Genomic DNA, 14,731 nt, shown 5'->3' with positions numbered 1-14,731 from the left:
GGAACATGGGAACAACCATTGTGGGAATGGATGCCGGCGGAACTCTCTTGAAGGCAGCCTACTATGAAAGAGGACACCTTCATGTAAAAAAGTACCCTTACTCTGAGCTTCATTCCCTGTTGGAATGGATCAGCTTCCTGGCACCCGGGGCAGAGTTCAAATTGACAGGCGGAAGGGCTGCATTCATACAGGATCAACTCGGGGGCGCAAGGGTTCAGATGATCGACGAATTCGCGGCTGTCACTCAAGGGGTGAAGCATCTGCTCGGAGCCTCCAGCCCTTTGATGAAAAAAGGCTTCATCCTTGCCAATATCGGGACTGGGACAAGCATCCACTATATTTCGGCCGATGAATCCGAGAGGCTCGCCGGCTCTGGCATGGGAGGGGGCACATTTATGGGACTCGCTTCAATCCTGGCTGGCAGCCAGGATTTCAAGGAAATCATGAGTCTCGCTGAAAACGGTCACCGGGGCACAGTAGATCTCCAGGTGAAAGATATTTACGCTCCAGCCGAGCCGCCCATACCCGGACATTTTACCGCCAGCAACTTTGGCAAGGCCTCGGGTCAGGATGGGAGTAAAAAGGAAGACCTAATGGCAGCACTGACCGGAATGATCGCTGAGACCGTGGTGCTGCTATCCACAGGAACAGCCAGACTAAAAGATGTTCAGGATATTCTATACATTGGTAATACCATAACCGGCAGCCCTCATTTCAAAGAAAGCCTGAAGGCAGTAACGGAAATCTTCGGCTTCCGGTATCATGAACTGGAACGCGGGGAATACAGCGGGGCAATCGGTGCTCTGCTCTCTTAAACTATTGGAGCAATGAAGGGGCTTTATTATGAATTTTGAAGCGAAACATTTAATAAGGTGGGGCATACCTGGATGGCTGTATCTGACCATCATTGCTGCCTATTTCCTCATTGATGACCGGGCAGCTCTGACTGGATACCTGAAAAGCCTTGCTATAACGGATCTTGGCCTGGCCGCTTTGCTCACAGGACTTGGGATCATTCTCGGCAATATCATCCATCAAATCAGCATGCTATTCGGCTTCATCATCTGGAATAAGCGGGAAGTTTATTTCCACCGCGAATACAGTGTCGACCGCATCATCATTGACGGCAGGCCAGAGGTGCAAAGAATATATAGTTACCGGCTCGGTCAGGTTCATGCACTGAGGGCTTTGACTACAAGCTGCATTCTTTCCTGCATCACCCTGATTACTTTATTTTACTTTCACTCATGGTCTAGAGGATCGCTCATTTTATTCTGCTTAACTGCTATCCTGATAATTATCGTCTTCGTCAATCAGCGGTATTTCAGGCAAAACCTCGATTACTTCATAAACAAAATCAAAGTGGACAACAGATCCGATTTTTATTAAAAACTCCAGCCGGATTCATGGCTGGTTTTTTTGTTGAAGGGGAGCGGCTGGGGTGCTGTTCTCTGGAGGAAGGGGTCTCTGGATGGAATTGCTGGAGTGGGAAAGTGATAGGAAGGTCTTTTGGACAAAGAAACGGGAGTGAAAAGGTCTTCATAGGGGTGAAGGCCTTTTGGATGAAATAGTGGGAATAAAAAGGCCTTCATCGCTGACAGAAGCAGTTGATTACGAAACTATAATAAAAAAACGTCTTATCTATATTTTCTGCTTGTTATCAGCAAACCGTTGAAGACCCGGCCAATCCAAAGGTAGATACAAAGGGAGAATAGTAAAAGCTGATGCAGATAAAGCTCAACTGTTAATAAAGGGAAGCGGGTTTGGGTTGAATGATAAGGGTGAGGGAATGATCCAGTTGAAAACAAAGTATTATTCATCTGCTAACTTTGCAAAAGTACAACGAGTGGAGATATGGATGAGCAGATAAGAGTGGCAGAAGAACCTGACATTTCGGTTATTAGTAATGCTGCAAAAATTGATTTTATCTCTAAATAGGAAGAGTAAGATTATTTTTATAATAATATTATTATGTAAACTATTATATTACCATCAAAAAATGCCAGCCCAAATTCCTTCGCTAGAGTCTTCCTTCATACTCGGCTATACTGGGAATATGGAAATCAGAAAAGGAAGATTGCGATGAAAAAGTTTTTTACGGTTGGTATGGCCGGTCATATCGATCATGGGAAGACTTCATTGACGAAGGCATTGACGAATGTGGATACGGACCGTCTGAAAGAAGAAAAGGAGCGGCAGATATCGATTGAATTAGGCTTCGCGCGGCTGGTAGATAATGAGCAGATGGAAGCATCGATAGTGGATATGCCTGGACATGAGCGGTTCATCAGGCAGATGATCGCGGGATCTGCGGGCCTTAATCTTGCCGTGCTTGTTGTGGCTGCGGATGAAGGGGTTATGCCGCAGACAAGGGAACATCTTGAAATCCTTGAGTTTTTGGGTATTTCTCATGGCATTGTCGCTCTTACCAAATCAGATGCGGTTGAAGCGGACTTTTTGGAACTGGCAAGGGAAGAGGTCAGTTTGGAGCTGGAGGGGACAGTGTTTGAACAAAGTCCGATTGTGGCGGTGAGCAGTCTAACGGGCATGGGAGTTCCTGAGTTAAAGTCGCTCATCATAAATCAGCTCCAGAAAATTGGACCTCTTGATGCAAGGGGAAGCTTCCGGATGCCGATTGATCAGGTTTTCACGGTCAAGGGGCATGGAACGGTAGCCCGCGGCACGGTTTATAACGGAAGCCTTCAAGAAGGTAAGGAGCTGTACCTCATGCCGCAGGGGAAGAAAACGCGGGCGAGGCAGGTTCAGGTCCATGGAGAACATGCAGCTATAATCAGGGCGGGGCAGCGGGCGGCGATCAATTTAGGGGGAATATCCCAGGATGAGGCAGAGCGTGGAAATGTTCTGACCGATTCTCCCCATGCGGAGGTGACCTCTGTTATTGATGTTTCGTTTAAGGCTGTAAAGGCTCTGGAGCATGTGATAAAACAGCGCATGCCGGTGAAATGTTATATCGGTACGGCAGAGGTTATGGGAAAAATCGTTTTTTTTGACCGGAATTCATTGGATGGCACGGAAGAGGTGCTATGCCAGGTGCGTTTGGAGGAAAACATCATCTCATCGAGAGGAGATCGTATGATCCTCCGCAGGCCGAGTCCGGCCGAAACTATTGGCGGAGGATGGGTGATCGATCCTGCCGGAAAAAAATATAAATTTGGTCCGCAAACCATCGAGATGCTTACCTTGAAGGAGAAGGGAACGCCTTCTGAACGGCTTCTGAATTTGATACATAAAGAAAAAGCATTGACAGCCGGCCGCGCATCCAATGAGCTGTCGGTTTCAATGGAAGAAATCAGCGGTATTCTCGGGGAAGATGGCTGGATTCAATATAAAAGCGGATCTATTTCTCATAGATCGGTGATTGATGACGCAATAAAAATAATAGAAACCGAGTTATCCCAATTTCATGAAAAGTCTCCCTTAAAGGACGGAATGAATAAAGCTGAGCTACTAGCAAGAAGCCAGATTCCCGGTGATTTATTTGAATTCGTGCTATCAGCAGGCGAACAGCACGGAAAATGGCAGCGGTCGGGAAGCTTTTTAAAGGCAGCTGATTTTCAGCCGCATGTGCCGAGGGAATGGGAAAAGCGTACAGGATCCATGATGGATAAAATAAGGAACGGAGGCCTGAAGGCAGGGAATATTGAAGAATATTATAAAGCAGCGGGCCTGCCAATGGCTCTCCAAATCGATATTCTTCAGTATTATACAAACAGAGGGATGCTGATCCAGCTGGACAATCAAAGGCTCGTCCACAAGAAGGCCTTTAATGAAGGAACAGCTATGCTGAAGGAGAAGGTGCCAGCCGGGTTTGAAGTGGGGGAGGCTAAGGAAATCCTGGGACTTTCCAGGAAGCATATTATCCCTTTTCTTGAAGCGCTGGATCAGCAAGGATTAACAAAGCGGGAAGGGAATCATAGAGTCTGGATGGGCTGATAAAAAGTTTGATTTTCGTTGAGTATTTCATTGCGAACATTCGTTCTTTTGGCTATACTTTTAATAACACCATGATATATAGCAGAAATATCTAATCATGGGAGAGTGGAAAGTATGAAAGTTCGGATGAATCCTTATTTGGTGATGGAAGGAAATGCCGCAGAAGCTATCCGTTTTTATGAGGAGGCACTCCAGGCAAAGGTAGTGGCTAAACAGACATTTGGTGATATGCCGGAGGACCCAGCTCACCCTCTGCCCCAGGAGGCAAAAAACCGGGTGCTTCACGCCACGCTAAGAGTAGGGGAAACCGATTTTATGTTTTCGGATGTGTTTCCAGGACAGAAAACTCATCCGGGCGACCGGGTCACCATCTGCCTGACATCGGACTCCAAGGAACTTTCGCAGCGTTTTTTTGCCGCTTTGAGTGAAGGCGGCACTGTGCAGACAGAGCTGCAGGAAACGTTCTTCAGCCCAGCATATGGGATGTTGACCGACAAATTTGGCATTAGTTTTCAGATTGTTACAGAATGAACTTTTACGGCTTCTGCTGAGCAGAGCCGTTTTTAAATGAGAAAAAATCGCACGATCAGCTAAAAATCTGAAAATCTTATTATTATTTCGAATATTTAAGGGTAAAAATTAATAACCCGAGTAAAGGAATCCGAAATCAATAGAGAAGGTGGATGTACATGGGCAGGAACACTTTTGTACTCCTTTTCACGCTTTGCATCACTTTTGGGATTTTATATATGTTCTCCGAAAGGATCTTATTTGACAGTGAGATACTGGCCATAGGACTATTTGCCGCTTTTGCCGTTTTTGCGCTCTTGACAGCGTATGCCAATAAGAAAAAATAAGCAGCAGGAGAATGAGTTCCTGCTGCTTATTTGTCTGCATTGAAATTTTAATTTATTTTGATAATGTTATATCATAACGATAGCAAACCACTGATTCTTCCTTTTTAAATCCTTCTTTCAGATATAGGCGGACTGCTCGTTCATTATCCCCATTAGCACTTAATACAGCCTTGGGATAACCACTTCTTTTTCCAAATTCCAGAGCTTTTCTTAACAATTGACGCCCTAAGCCTTTACCTTGGTATTCAGGGATAAGTGCTAAAGGACCAATGTTCAGCACGGCTTCGTTATTGTAGACATCCCTGGATGAACGTACGACCCCAATCGGCTTTTCCTGATGATAAAGAAGAAAAATCCCACCTTCTAAATACTCTTCTTTTTCTTTCATGTTTAAAACTTCTTCTGCTGTGAGAGGTGTCTCAGAGCCTTTAAGTGCTGCAAAACTCTTGTTTCGAACATGAAGATAATCATCCTCATCTTTGTTGAATTCAAAGACTTTAAACCGGTACTCATCCTTTAAGTCCGGTTGTGCGGCATCTATAGCATCTCTTGTCAGAAAATAGGCGTAACGCTCAATATTAAATTGCATGGATTGAAAGATGTCCCGGACTATTTGTTTGTCTTCTTGAATAAAGAGAAAGACTTGATTTATCTCTGTTGTATGGGGTGTTATACTCTCTAGCATCATTTTGTAAATATTCAGGTCTGGTTCTGCAGAATGAAAAATACGAAAGCGTCCCTTTTTTCCTCTTTTTAAGTAGGAATTCATGATGAGAGAAATCCCTGCAATAATGTCTGATTTATTATTTGTAACTATGTATGTTGGGTTATCTGTATGGGGCTGGAAATTTTTCAGGTCTTCCTCATATAGAAACGAATCGTCTACTTCATATCTGTGTTTTTTGCAGAATTCGATAAAATCGGGAACTCTGGCTTGGGATAAATATTCAATCTTCATAAATAGCACCCCCTGCACTTATTCTGATTCTTATGTTATTCGATTCTGTAAGGGGAATTACCTGCAGGCGTGGCTTTAAAATCACAGCACGCTGAATGATCATTCACCAGTCCGCATGCCTGCATGAATGCATAGCAGATGGTGCTTCCGACAAATTTAAAGCCTCGTTTTTTCAAGTCGCGGCTCATTTTATCGCTGATTTCTGTGGAAGCCGGTACGGATGCTCCTGGTTCGTAGTGGTTGATGATGGGGGAGCCGCCGACGAATGACCATATATAGGCACTGAACGAGCCCCATTCTTCCTGCACTTTTTCATAGGCGGCTGCATTGCCAATGACTGCACGGATTTTAAGTTTATTCCGGACAATCCCTGCATTATTTAGCAGTTCACTGATTTTATTTTCATCATACGTTTTGATTATGGAAGCGTCGAAGTTGTCAAAGGCCTCCCGGTAATTTTCCCTCTTTTTTAATATGGTGTACCAGCTCAACCCTGCCTGGGCACCTTCAAGATTCAGATATTCAAAAAGCAGTCTGTCATCCCTGACAGGAACTCCCCACTCTTTATCATGATATTCCTGGTAGAGGGGATCTTCATTTACCCAGCTGCATCTGTTCATTTTACCATTCTCCTGACTTGTAAAATATGATCTCTTCCGATCATACCACACATTTGTTCGCATAGTAATCCAAGCCTTCCTATTAGACAAAAACCTGCCGGGATGGATAAACTAAGAGAGTTGATAGATTTCAGAAAATTCAGGGTAAAACAAGGAGGACATCTGCATGAAATATAGACGTTTAGGGAGAACCGGCCTGAAAGTTAGTGAAATAAGCCTTGGCAGCTGGCTAACTTACGGGAATTCAACCGAGAAGAATACAGCTGAGTCCGTTATAGATACGGCTTATAATCTTGGCATCAATTCATTTGATACGGCCAATGTCTATGCCCGCGGCGAGGCAGAGAAAATCGTTGGTGAGGCTCTCCGGAAGTATCCCCGTGAAAGCTATGTGCTGGCAACAAAGGTCTTTGGGCCGATGGGCGATGGACCGAATGATAAAGGCTTATCCCGGAAGCATGTATTTGAACAGCTTCATGCGAGCCTCGCACGTCTTGGGCTTGAGTATGTGGATATTTACTACTGCCACCGTTTTGATCCGGACACTCCTGTTGATGAAACCCTGAGAACAATAGATGATCTGGTAAGGCAGGGAAAGGTGATGTACGTTGGTGTGAGTGAATGGACAGCAGAACAGATCCGGGCTGCTCTCGGCACGTCAGAGAAATTCCTGCTTGACCGGATTGTGGTGAATCAGCCCAATTACAGCATGCTGCACCGCCATATAGAAAAGGAAATCATCCCGCTCGGGGAACACAGCGGGATTAGCCAGATCGTCTTCTCACCGCTTGCCCAGGGTGTGCTGACGGGAAAATATAAGCGCGGAGGAGAGCTGCCACAGGGAAGCAGGGCAGCTGACGATAAATCAAACATGTTCATGGATAAGCTGCTTCAGGAAGATGTACTCCTGAAGGTGGAACAGCTGGAGAAGGTAGCAGCGGAAATGGATATAACCCTTTCCCAGCTTGCACTAGCATGGGTGCTCCGACAGCCGAATGTCGCCTCTGCGCTCATTGGTGCAAGCAGGCCGGAACAGGTTCATGAGAATATTGGCGCAGTGAACGTTGAACTGGATGTAGAAACAGTGCGGAAGATCGATTCCATCCTGGCTTAATATGTGAATTTGCAGCCTCCATTAACTTCGGTTGATGGAGGTCTTTTCATTGCTCTCGGCCATGTTTGTCAGCCAGCCAGAAGGGAAGAGATAAATAGGATGTAAAGAGGGAGGTTATGTAAAGTGGAAAAGAAGGAAGATCATAAAAATCAGCCGCAAAAAGAAAAGGCGCTTAAGGAAGAGAGAAATTCATTAAGCGTAGATAAAGATTTCTATGAGCAAATCGAAAAGGGAGGAGAAACCGGTACTGGTTCTCTTGAACAGGATTTAAATAGAGATCACTGAATAGTGAATGGCGGCGGACTGGAAAGGGTAAATTGATTTCAGGTAACCTCAATCAGAGGATGTCAATATCCAGCCATGTTTTTTTGTTATTAGCGCCAGAGGCTCTTATGGGCTGGAATACAAAAAAAATTAATAAAGAAGATACCTGTGTTAAAGCGCACAGGGTTTTCCGTCGGTTTTTTCTACTTTTTAAAATATTCTCCATGCGGATTGAAGCGGCTTCTCCACAGTTTAAGTAAAATGTCTTTTGGGCTCCGCTTCCAGACATTTGTTGGGTTTATTAGGCATGAATTCCGTACCCTCTATAAATTTCGGACATTTTTTTCTTCCAAATTGGTAGAATCCTCCCTTACCTGCTTTTATACCTAATTATTACTAATATAATCAGCGGTAAGAGTCAAAGCATAATGTCCAGGGACTTCTTCTTTCTGAAAAGGAGTCTCACTAAAATAAGCAGGCTCACAGCAGAGCCTGCTTAATCCATTTGGATAGGAACTCTATGGTGTCGATGAAAGCGATGGACGCGGTCAACAGGATACCAATCGACATAGCGGTAATGTAAAGGATTTTTTTTATCATGATGTTAGTCTGGCTGGGAATGGCAGTGTATATACACGGAGGAGGTATCAGCAGAAGGCAGGTTCTAAAAGCTTGGATTCTATAGCATGGATGGCGGCGTTGGTATCAACACATTGAAAGATTTCGCGGGTTGTGAGGTCTGTGATCTGATAGTGGTCTTGAAGATAGCATACATTGACGAGCGGGCATTTGTCTGCGTCAGAGTAAATCAAGAGGATATCGGTGTACCGGTACTGTTTGATGAGCTTCATCATGGTTTCGAAATGGGTTCGGTCCTTTGCCATTTCATACATCTCCTCTCATATAGGGAAGTGACTAAGAAAAGTCTATTAGGACCCATATTTTATATAGTGTTTATTATAGCATATACTGCTAATATTTGATATAATTTCACAGAATTTTGAGACTTTATTACGAGAGAAAATCTTTTATTAGCAAAAAACAAGGTAAAAGCCATTATGTCGACGAATTTATTATAGTCATAATTATCCATAAAGGAGAAGAGCCCATGTCGCCACTTGCCTTGACCACGTTATTTCTTTATATCGCTCCTATTGCTGCTGCTGTTATTCTGTCCATTTTCTTTAAGAAGGCAAAAGCCGGACTTTTATACGCTGCTCTCTTGATCTCTGTTGCAGAATCAGCTTATCTCATCTGGGAGAAGGAAAATGAAATTATAAAGGAAGAAGCTCAAAGAGATAAAGTTCATGATTATCTGAAAAGCAAATATCCCGGGGAGAAATTTGTATTGAGTAACAACAGAGGTGTTTTCTCTAATGGCATCAGAATTGAAGCAGTTTTTATGAATGAACCGGACTATGTGTATGGGTATCGGGTAAACAAGGATGGCAGAGTGACGCAGAACAGCTACAGTGGAGAAAACGTCCATAAGGATGGAAGGCATGTGGAATAGGGATTGAATCTCAATTGTGAAATTACAGCAAGTGAAAGGTGCAGAGTGGCTGAATGAGACGAAATTTAACGGGGAGAATTCTTTTCATTGGTGTATATAATCTCCTTCTTCTTTATATAGGCTGGCATGGCTGGCTTTGGCTGGATAAAGCCTATGGTGTGCATAATCCCTTTATTCCCATTATCTTAACAGGGATCATGGGCTATTCTTATTTTTTTCGAAAGAAGTCGGATTTCTTCAGGTCGCTGGGATCCATCTGGTTTGGCATCCTTCAATACAGCATTTTAATCCTGCCGATTGCCGACCTGATTCTGCTTTCCATGAGACTTGCCGGAAAGCTGGATGATACCGCAGCGGCCATGACTGGCTGGATTGTCTTGACGGTTTTCCTGGCCCTATTTGGATACGGGATATTCAATGCCTATAGTCCAGTGATTCGTAAATATACCATCACGGTGGATAAGAGGATCGGGGAGAGGAAGTTTCTAAGACTTGCCGCAGCATCAGATATGCACTTCGGACGCCTTTCGGGTGTGAGGCATGCGAGAAGACTTTCGGCCAGACTTGCTGAAATTGAGCCGGATCTCATCCTTCTGCCAGGTGATATCATCGACGATGATCCCGGGCCTTTCCAGAAAAAGAAGATCGATAAAATCATGGGTGAATTGGAAGCTCCGCTTGGTGTTTATGGCGTGCTCGGAAATCATGAGTATTACGGGAGAGGAGTCGCAGAATACCTGAAAATCATGGAGAACATAGGCATCGACATTTTGCTGGATGAAACCATCGAAATTGCTGATGGATTGGTTCTCGCAGGGAGGAAGGACCGCACTGATCGGGACAGGAAGGATTTTGCAGCCTTGACCCGGTCTGTCGATTCTAACCTGGTCATCATCGCCATGGATCATCAGCCATATGAATTAAAAGAGGCCGAGCAGGCCGGCGTGGATGTATTGCTTTCCGGCCATACACACAGGGGGCAGATGGCACCCAATCATCTGATTACAAGAAGGATGTATGAACTCGACTGGGGTTATATGAGGAAGAATAAAATGCATGCCTTTGTTTCCTCCGGCTACGGCTTCTGGGGACCGCCTCTCAGAATTGGCACCCGCTCGGAAATCCTGCAGATTGATATTGAATTTACCGGAGAAAAGAGGGGGGAAATGGATTGATAGGGGGATTTATAGTGTGCGGTCTGGCTGGGCTGCTGATGTTTATATTCGCCTATTTTATCTGGGCGAAAAAGAAGCTTTCTTTGATAGCGGGCTTCAATGAAGAAGAGTTCGCCGGCGACAAGAACAAATTGGCGAAAGTCTACGGCCTTTTCTCCGCTTTTATCGGGGTCTTATGCATAGTACTGCCGTTTGGACTGGAATTTGTTGGCGGCTTCACCGGAATCCTATTTGCGGTAATTGTCGTGGCATCGACGGTACTGGTCATGATCTATTCCAATAAGCTAAATGTGAAATGAAGATCCTCTTTCAACGGCTGCTGCTGCATAAATTGAGGCTGTTGAATGCAAAAAGTTGCTTTCCGCTGCATGCATTGTAATAAAGCGGATGCAATAACCTTGTTAAACATGGGCATTGACACGAAATCCAGCATATCTAATCAAGATTCATTATGTAAAAACAGCCAAAATAAAAGGAATCGGATCTTAATCCGATTCCTTGTTATTTACCCTGTTGTTTTATGATGCCTTCCTGATTTTTTCTTTCTTCGCCTGACGGAAGAAGAACAGCTCATATAACACTGGAATGATGATGAGTGTTAATAGAGTGGATGACGTCAAGCCGCCGATTACTGTAATGGCCAGGCCCTTGGAAATCAATGTTCCGGATGACGTGGTGAGTGCCAGCGGAATAAGGGCTGCGATGGTTGCAAAAGCAGTCATCAGAATCGGGCGAAGTCTGGTTTTGCCTGCTTCGATCAAGGATTTCCTGATGGACATTTCTTTTTCCTCGCGATTCTGATTGATCCGGTCTACAAGGACGATGGCATTGGTGGTGACAATACCAATCAGCATCAGGAACCCGATCATTACGGACACAGACAGAGGTTCATCTGCGAGCACCAGTCCGAACAATGAACCGATCGGAACGAAGATCAATGATGACAGGATGATCAATGGGATCCTCGCTTTTCCAAAGGTGATGAGCATCGTCAGATATACAAGACCGATTGCAACCACCATCGCGAGTCCTAGCTGCTGGAAGGTTTCTACGGTATCATCGCTTCCTCCGCCGCCCTCGAAGTCTACGCCTTCAGGGAGGTCAACATCCTTCTTGACGCCGTCAATCACTTCTTTGGATACTTGCTGGATATTGTCTCCTTTAATTTGTGCCTCGATCCGGGCAAATACTTTACCGTCCAGCTTCTGGATGGAAGTGAAGGCATCAAGGTCCTGAACATTTGCGAGTTCGCTCACAGGCACAGGTCCTCTTTGTGTGAAGACAGGCAGTTCTTTAATTTCATCAATCGATGTAACTTCGTCATTATAGGAAAGCTGGACAGATCGTGTCTGGTCATCAAGCTTCAGGTTTCCTACAGATACAGGCTGTGTCTGATCAGAAATGGTTCCGAGGATCTGGGCACCTGAGACTCCGAGAGTGCCTGCCTTTTCCTGATCCACATCGATGACCAGCTGTTTTTGTTTTTCAGAGAAATTATTGGATACATATTTAAGATTGTCATAGGATTTAAGATATTTTTCTACTTCTTTTGAAGCACTTTGCAGTTCTTCCAGGTTATTGGAGAACAAATCGATTACAACATTGTTGTTAGATGGCGGCCCGCCGGTGTTTTGTTCCTGGACACCAAGCTTTGTTCCAGGCTCCACGAGGTCAGCGATGGCTTTCATCTTCTTTTCAATTTTCGGGATAAACGTATTGATATCTGTGTTTTCCTTCAGATTGATAAAGTAGCTTGCCTGGTTTTTCTTTTTCAGGCCGGTCTGGAAGTCACGTGATCCGACACCTGTTGTTACTTCCTTGATTTCATCCTGATCCTTAAACATTTCTTCCAGCTTCAAAGAAACATCATTGGTTTTGCCGAGCGCCGTTGAAGAAGGAAGCTGGACACTTGCCACAAGGGTTTTTGACTGCTCGTTCGGCAGGAATGTGAACCCGAGTTTCGGCACAAGGGCGAAAGATCCGCCTAAAAGAAGGAGAGACAGAATCAAAATAACGGCTTTATGATTCAGTGACCAGCCAATTACTTTTTCATAGGTGCGCTGCAAACCGCCTTCCTTTTCTTTCGCCGGAACCTTCTTAAATGAGAACTGAGCAAGGATTGGCACGATCGTTATGGAAACGAGCAGGGAAGCCAGCAATGAAAAGATGACTGTCAGGGCAAATGGAAGGAAAAATTTCCCCGTGATACCGCCGACAAAGCCTATCGGCAGAAACACCACAACCGTTGTAAGGGTGGAGGAAGTGATCGCCTTCAGGATTTCCTTAGTGGAAGACTGAATGAGTGCGTTTGACATTCCTTCCTTGCTTCTGCGAACACGGCGGAATATATTTTCGATAACTACGATACTATCATCAACCACACGGCCTACTGCGACAGCCATGCCGCCGAGCGTCATGATATTAAGAGAAATATCCAGGGCATTCAGAAAAATGGCCGAAATCAAGAGTGATAGTGGAATGGATATGATTGAGATTAGAGTTGCCCGGACATTCCGCAGGAACAGCAAAACAGCAATGGATGCAAACAAGGCCCCAAGCAATCCTTCTTTAACAAGTGTTGTTACAGATTCTTCTATACCGGCCGCTGAATCAAAGCCGATCGCATAATCAACATCTTTTTTATACTTGTTTAATATTTTGATTACTTCATCAGCTACAGCGACTGTATTGGCGTCCTGCTTTTTCGTGACGGCCATGGAAAGTGATTCTTTCATATTATAACGGGTATATTCAGCCTGCTCGGATACCGGCTCGACTTTGGCTATATCCCCAAGCTTCACGCTATTTTTATTGCCCGGTATTGAGGAAGTGATGTTCAGGTTTTTCAGCTCACTCAATTTCTCGATTTTGTCTTCGACACGTACGGGAACCTGAATATCTTCAGAAGTAAGCGTGCCGGCAGGGAAGGAGAAGAGCTTTTGGTTGATTTGTTCTTTGATGCCAGAAAGGAAAATCCCATTGGCCTGGGCTTTTTTCTTATCGACCGTTATCTGTAGGAGATCTTCTTTCAACCCACCGACTGTAACAGAATTAATGCCTTCGATTTTTTTGATTTCAGGAATGATCTTGTCATTCAGAATTTTATCGGCACTGCTGTCTCCTTTAGAGAAGATGGAGATATTATAGATCGGGAATGAGCCGAAGGAGAAGCGGCTGACATCGACTTTGGCACTGTCAGGCAGATTTTCTTCCTTTATTATGGCATTTACCTGCTGTTCAATATCATCCATATCGGTGTTGAACGGGAATTCCATATTAATGATCCCGACACTTTCAAAGTTCGTGCTTTGGACACTCTTGACCCCGTCAAGGCCGGTGAGGCGTTTTTCAAGCTTTGAAGTGACCTGCTCATCCACATCAGATGGAGAGGCGCCGGGATAGACGGCTTCAATGGAAAGCTGGGGGAATTCGATATCCGGAAGCAGGTCGACTTTCAGTTTGGTGAACGAGTATAATCCTCCAAGTATGAGTAAAAATGAAATAATGAATATGGCTGCTGCGTTTTTCAAGCTGAACCGAGTTAAAAAATTCATAAAGGCCTCCGATTTCAATTTTATATGTATTATACTGACCCATGGGTACCCTTAGTACGAAGAAAGTGCATATTTCATAATATCTACACATTTCAAAAACTGACCCGCGGGTATCCATAGGCCAGGTAGATACCTACCCTGATTAGTCTGTCCTCCTGCAGCCGCCAACAAAAAGGTCGACAACGAAGACAGCTGCTCCCAGGAGTGCGGAGTAATCAAAAGACGGGTCAAAAAATATGTCCCGCTGATAATTGTTTATCATGCCGATGAATGCTTTCGCATGGACTGCCGGGTCCCGGATTCCTTCTTCTTCCATAAGCCGGGTCACATACTTATGGTAGTTGTCAAAGAAAGTATGAAGAGACTTAATCATATTTGGATCATTCGTATAAGCCTGAAGATACTTATTGGGCTTGTCGCGGTCCCTGTAAAACACCATCAAATTCTCCTCGGCAATGCATACAAGCTTCTCCTTGAAGGTGGAAAAGCCATTGACCTTCTGCTCGAGCTGAGATAAGTAATGATTGAAGCTGCGGTCGTGCACCTCGATATATAAGCTTTCCTTTGAAGGGAAATAGAGATAAAGAGTACCTTTAGAGACCCCAGCGAGACCGGCGATATCCAGCATTTTGGTATCATAGTACCCATTTTTGCCAAATACCTCCAATGCAGCATCCAGTATCTTTTCCTTCTGGTCATGCCCTCTTGCCAAGAGTGAGCCT

At 44.5% G+C, this 14,731-nt stretch carries 15 protein-coding genes; 10 read left to right on the top strand and 5 right to left on the bottom strand.

Features of this window, described 5'->3' with window-relative positions; translation table 11 throughout:
* The first annotated feature begins 5 nt into the window (after positions 1 to 5).
* The 5 genes from coaW to V1498_RS11665 all read left to right on the top strand — a co-directional run bounded on the left by coaW (position 6) and on the right by V1498_RS11665 (position 4,811).
* Complete coding sequence (gene coaW / locus V1498_RS11685) at positions 6 to 815, top strand: type II pantothenate kinase (protein ID WP_409293827.1); 810 nt, start codon at positions 6 to 8, stop codon at positions 813 to 815.
* A gap of 28 nt (positions 816 to 843) precedes the next feature.
* Entirely contained in the window at positions 844 to 1,389 is a 546-nt protein-coding gene (locus tag V1498_RS11680; protein ID WP_409293826.1) for a hypothetical protein, read from the top strand.
* A 693-nt stretch (positions 1,390 to 2,082) separates the two neighbouring features.
* Positions 2,083 to 3,954 (top strand): selenocysteine-specific translation elongation factor, encoded by a 1,872-nt coding sequence (selB, locus tag V1498_RS11675; RefSeq protein WP_409293825.1) that lies wholly within the window; start codon positions 2,083 to 2,085, stop codon positions 3,952 to 3,954.
* Between the two features lie 114 nt (positions 3,955 to 4,068).
* Entirely contained in the window at positions 4,069 to 4,485 is a 417-nt protein-coding gene (locus V1498_RS11670; protein ID WP_409293824.1) for a VOC family protein, read from the top strand.
* Between the two features lie 158 nt (positions 4,486 to 4,643).
* Positions 4,644 to 4,811: a hypothetical protein gene (locus tag V1498_RS11665; protein WP_409293822.1), complete on the top strand. Its 168-nt coding sequence runs from the start codon at positions 4,644 to 4,646 to the stop codon at positions 4,809 to 4,811.
* Positions 4,812 to 4,863: 52 nt separating this feature from the next.
* On the opposite strand, the gene V1498_RS11660 is transcribed toward V1498_RS11665, so the two are convergent.
* Together V1498_RS11660 and V1498_RS11655 are read right to left on the bottom strand one after the other, a co-directional pair.
* Entirely contained in the window at positions 4,864 to 5,769 is a 906-nt protein-coding gene (locus V1498_RS11660) for a GNAT family N-acetyltransferase (RefSeq protein ID WP_409293820.1), read from the bottom strand.
* Positions 5,770 to 5,804: 35 nt separating this feature from the next.
* Positions 5,805 to 6,389 carry a DNA-3-methyladenine glycosylase I gene (locus V1498_RS11655; RefSeq protein ID WP_409293818.1) on the bottom strand — a complete coding sequence of 195 codons (585 nt, stop codon included), beginning with the start codon at positions 6,387 to 6,389 and terminating at the stop codon, positions 5,805 to 5,807.
* Positions 6,390 to 6,555: 166 nt separating this feature from the next.
* On the opposite strand from V1498_RS11655, the gene V1498_RS11650 reads away from it, so the two are divergent.
* Together V1498_RS11650 and V1498_RS11645 are read left to right on the top strand one after the other, a co-directional pair.
* The gene (locus tag V1498_RS11650) at positions 6,556 to 7,503 is read left to right on the top strand and encodes an aldo/keto reductase family protein (RefSeq protein ID WP_409293816.1); all 948 of its coding nucleotides are present in this window, start codon (positions 6,556 to 6,558) and stop codon (positions 7,501 to 7,503) included.
* 123 nt (positions 7,504 to 7,626) lie between these two features.
* A complete protein-coding gene (locus V1498_RS11645; RefSeq protein WP_409293814.1) occupies positions 7,627 to 7,788 on the top strand; it encodes a hypothetical protein in 162 nt (53 codons plus the stop codon).
* A gap of 626 nt (positions 7,789 to 8,414) precedes the next feature.
* Here V1498_RS11645 and V1498_RS11640 read toward each other — a convergent pair.
* Positions 8,415 to 8,651, bottom strand: coding sequence for a hypothetical protein (locus V1498_RS11640; RefSeq protein ID WP_409293812.1), 237 nt, complete (start codon positions 8,649 to 8,651; stop codon positions 8,415 to 8,417).
* 224 nt (positions 8,652 to 8,875) lie between these two features.
* Here V1498_RS11640 and V1498_RS11635 point away from each other — a divergent pair, with 224 nt between their 5' ends.
* The 3 genes from V1498_RS11635 to V1498_RS11625 are packed head-to-tail and all read left to right on the top strand — an operon-like array spanning position 8,876 to position 10,754.
* Positions 8,876 to 9,280 (top strand): hypothetical protein, encoded by a 405-nt coding sequence (locus tag V1498_RS11635; RefSeq protein WP_409293810.1) that lies wholly within the window; start codon positions 8,876 to 8,878, stop codon positions 9,278 to 9,280.
* A 53-nt stretch (positions 9,281 to 9,333) separates the two neighbouring features.
* Positions 9,334 to 10,455 (top strand): metallophosphoesterase, encoded by a 1,122-nt coding sequence (locus V1498_RS11630; RefSeq protein ID WP_409293808.1) that lies wholly within the window; start codon positions 9,334 to 9,336, stop codon positions 10,453 to 10,455.
* Entirely contained in the window at positions 10,452 to 10,754 is a 303-nt protein-coding gene (locus V1498_RS11625) for a DUF3784 domain-containing protein (RefSeq protein WP_409293806.1), read from the top strand. The genes V1498_RS11630 and V1498_RS11625 overlap by 4 nt, the downstream gene beginning before the upstream one ends.
* Positions 10,755 to 10,973: 219 nt before the next feature.
* Here V1498_RS11625 and V1498_RS11620 read toward each other — a convergent pair whose 3' ends face one another.
* Together V1498_RS11620 and V1498_RS11615 are read right to left on the bottom strand one after the other, a co-directional pair.
* Positions 10,974 to 14,009 (bottom strand): efflux RND transporter permease subunit, encoded by a 3,036-nt coding sequence (locus tag V1498_RS11620; protein ID WP_409293804.1) that lies wholly within the window; start codon positions 14,007 to 14,009, stop codon positions 10,974 to 10,976.
* 142 nt (positions 14,010 to 14,151) lie between these two features.
* Entirely contained in the window at positions 14,152 to 14,721 is a 570-nt protein-coding gene (locus V1498_RS11615; protein WP_409293803.1) for a TetR/AcrR family transcriptional regulator, read from the bottom strand.
* Between the last annotated feature and the right edge of the window lie 10 nt (positions 14,722 to 14,731).

Source organism: Paraperibacillus marinus, from assembly GCF_046237605.1.
Lineage (GTDB): Bacteria > Bacillota > Bacilli > Bacillales > DSM-1321 > Paraperibacillus > Paraperibacillus marinus.
This window is presented reverse-complemented; position numbering and strand designations above follow the sequence as displayed.

Excerpts from the sequence above, each read along its gene's own strand:
- coaW (WP_409293827.1), top strand. The coding sequence starts at position 6 with ATGGGAACAACCATTGTGGGAATGGATGCCGGCGGAACTCTCTTGAAG.
- V1498_RS11680 (WP_409293826.1), top strand. The coding sequence starts at position 844 with ATGAATTTTGAAGCGAAACATTTAATAAGGTGGGGCATACCTGGATGG.
- selB (WP_409293825.1), top strand. The coding sequence starts at position 2,083 with ATGAAAAAGTTTTTTACGGTTGGTATGGCCGGTCATATCGATCATGGG.
- V1498_RS11670 (WP_409293824.1), top strand. The coding sequence starts at position 4,069 with ATGAAAGTTCGGATGAATCCTTATTTGGTGATGGAAGGAAATGCCGCA.
- V1498_RS11665 (WP_409293822.1), top strand. The coding sequence starts at position 4,644 with ATGGGCAGGAACACTTTTGTACTCCTTTTCACGCTTTGCATCACTTTT.
- V1498_RS11660 (WP_409293820.1), bottom strand. The coding sequence starts at position 5,769 with ATGAAGATTGAATATTTATCCCAAGCCAGAGTTCCCGATTTTATCGAA.
- V1498_RS11655 (WP_409293818.1), bottom strand. The coding sequence starts at position 6,389 with ATGAACAGATGCAGCTGGGTAAATGAAGATCCCCTCTACCAGGAATAT.
- V1498_RS11650 (WP_409293816.1), top strand. The coding sequence starts at position 6,556 with ATGAAATATAGACGTTTAGGGAGAACCGGCCTGAAAGTTAGTGAAATA.
- V1498_RS11640 (WP_409293812.1), bottom strand. The coding sequence starts at position 8,651 with ATGGCAAAGGACCGAACCCATTTCGAAACCATGATGAAGCTCATCAAA.
- V1498_RS11635 (WP_409293810.1), top strand. The coding sequence starts at position 8,876 with ATGTCGCCACTTGCCTTGACCACGTTATTTCTTTATATCGCTCCTATT.
- V1498_RS11630 (WP_409293808.1), top strand. The coding sequence starts at position 9,334 with ATGAGACGAAATTTAACGGGGAGAATTCTTTTCATTGGTGTATATAAT.
- V1498_RS11620 (WP_409293804.1), bottom strand. The coding sequence starts at position 14,009 with ATGAATTTTTTAACTCGGTTCAGCTTGAAAAACGCAGCAGCCATATTC.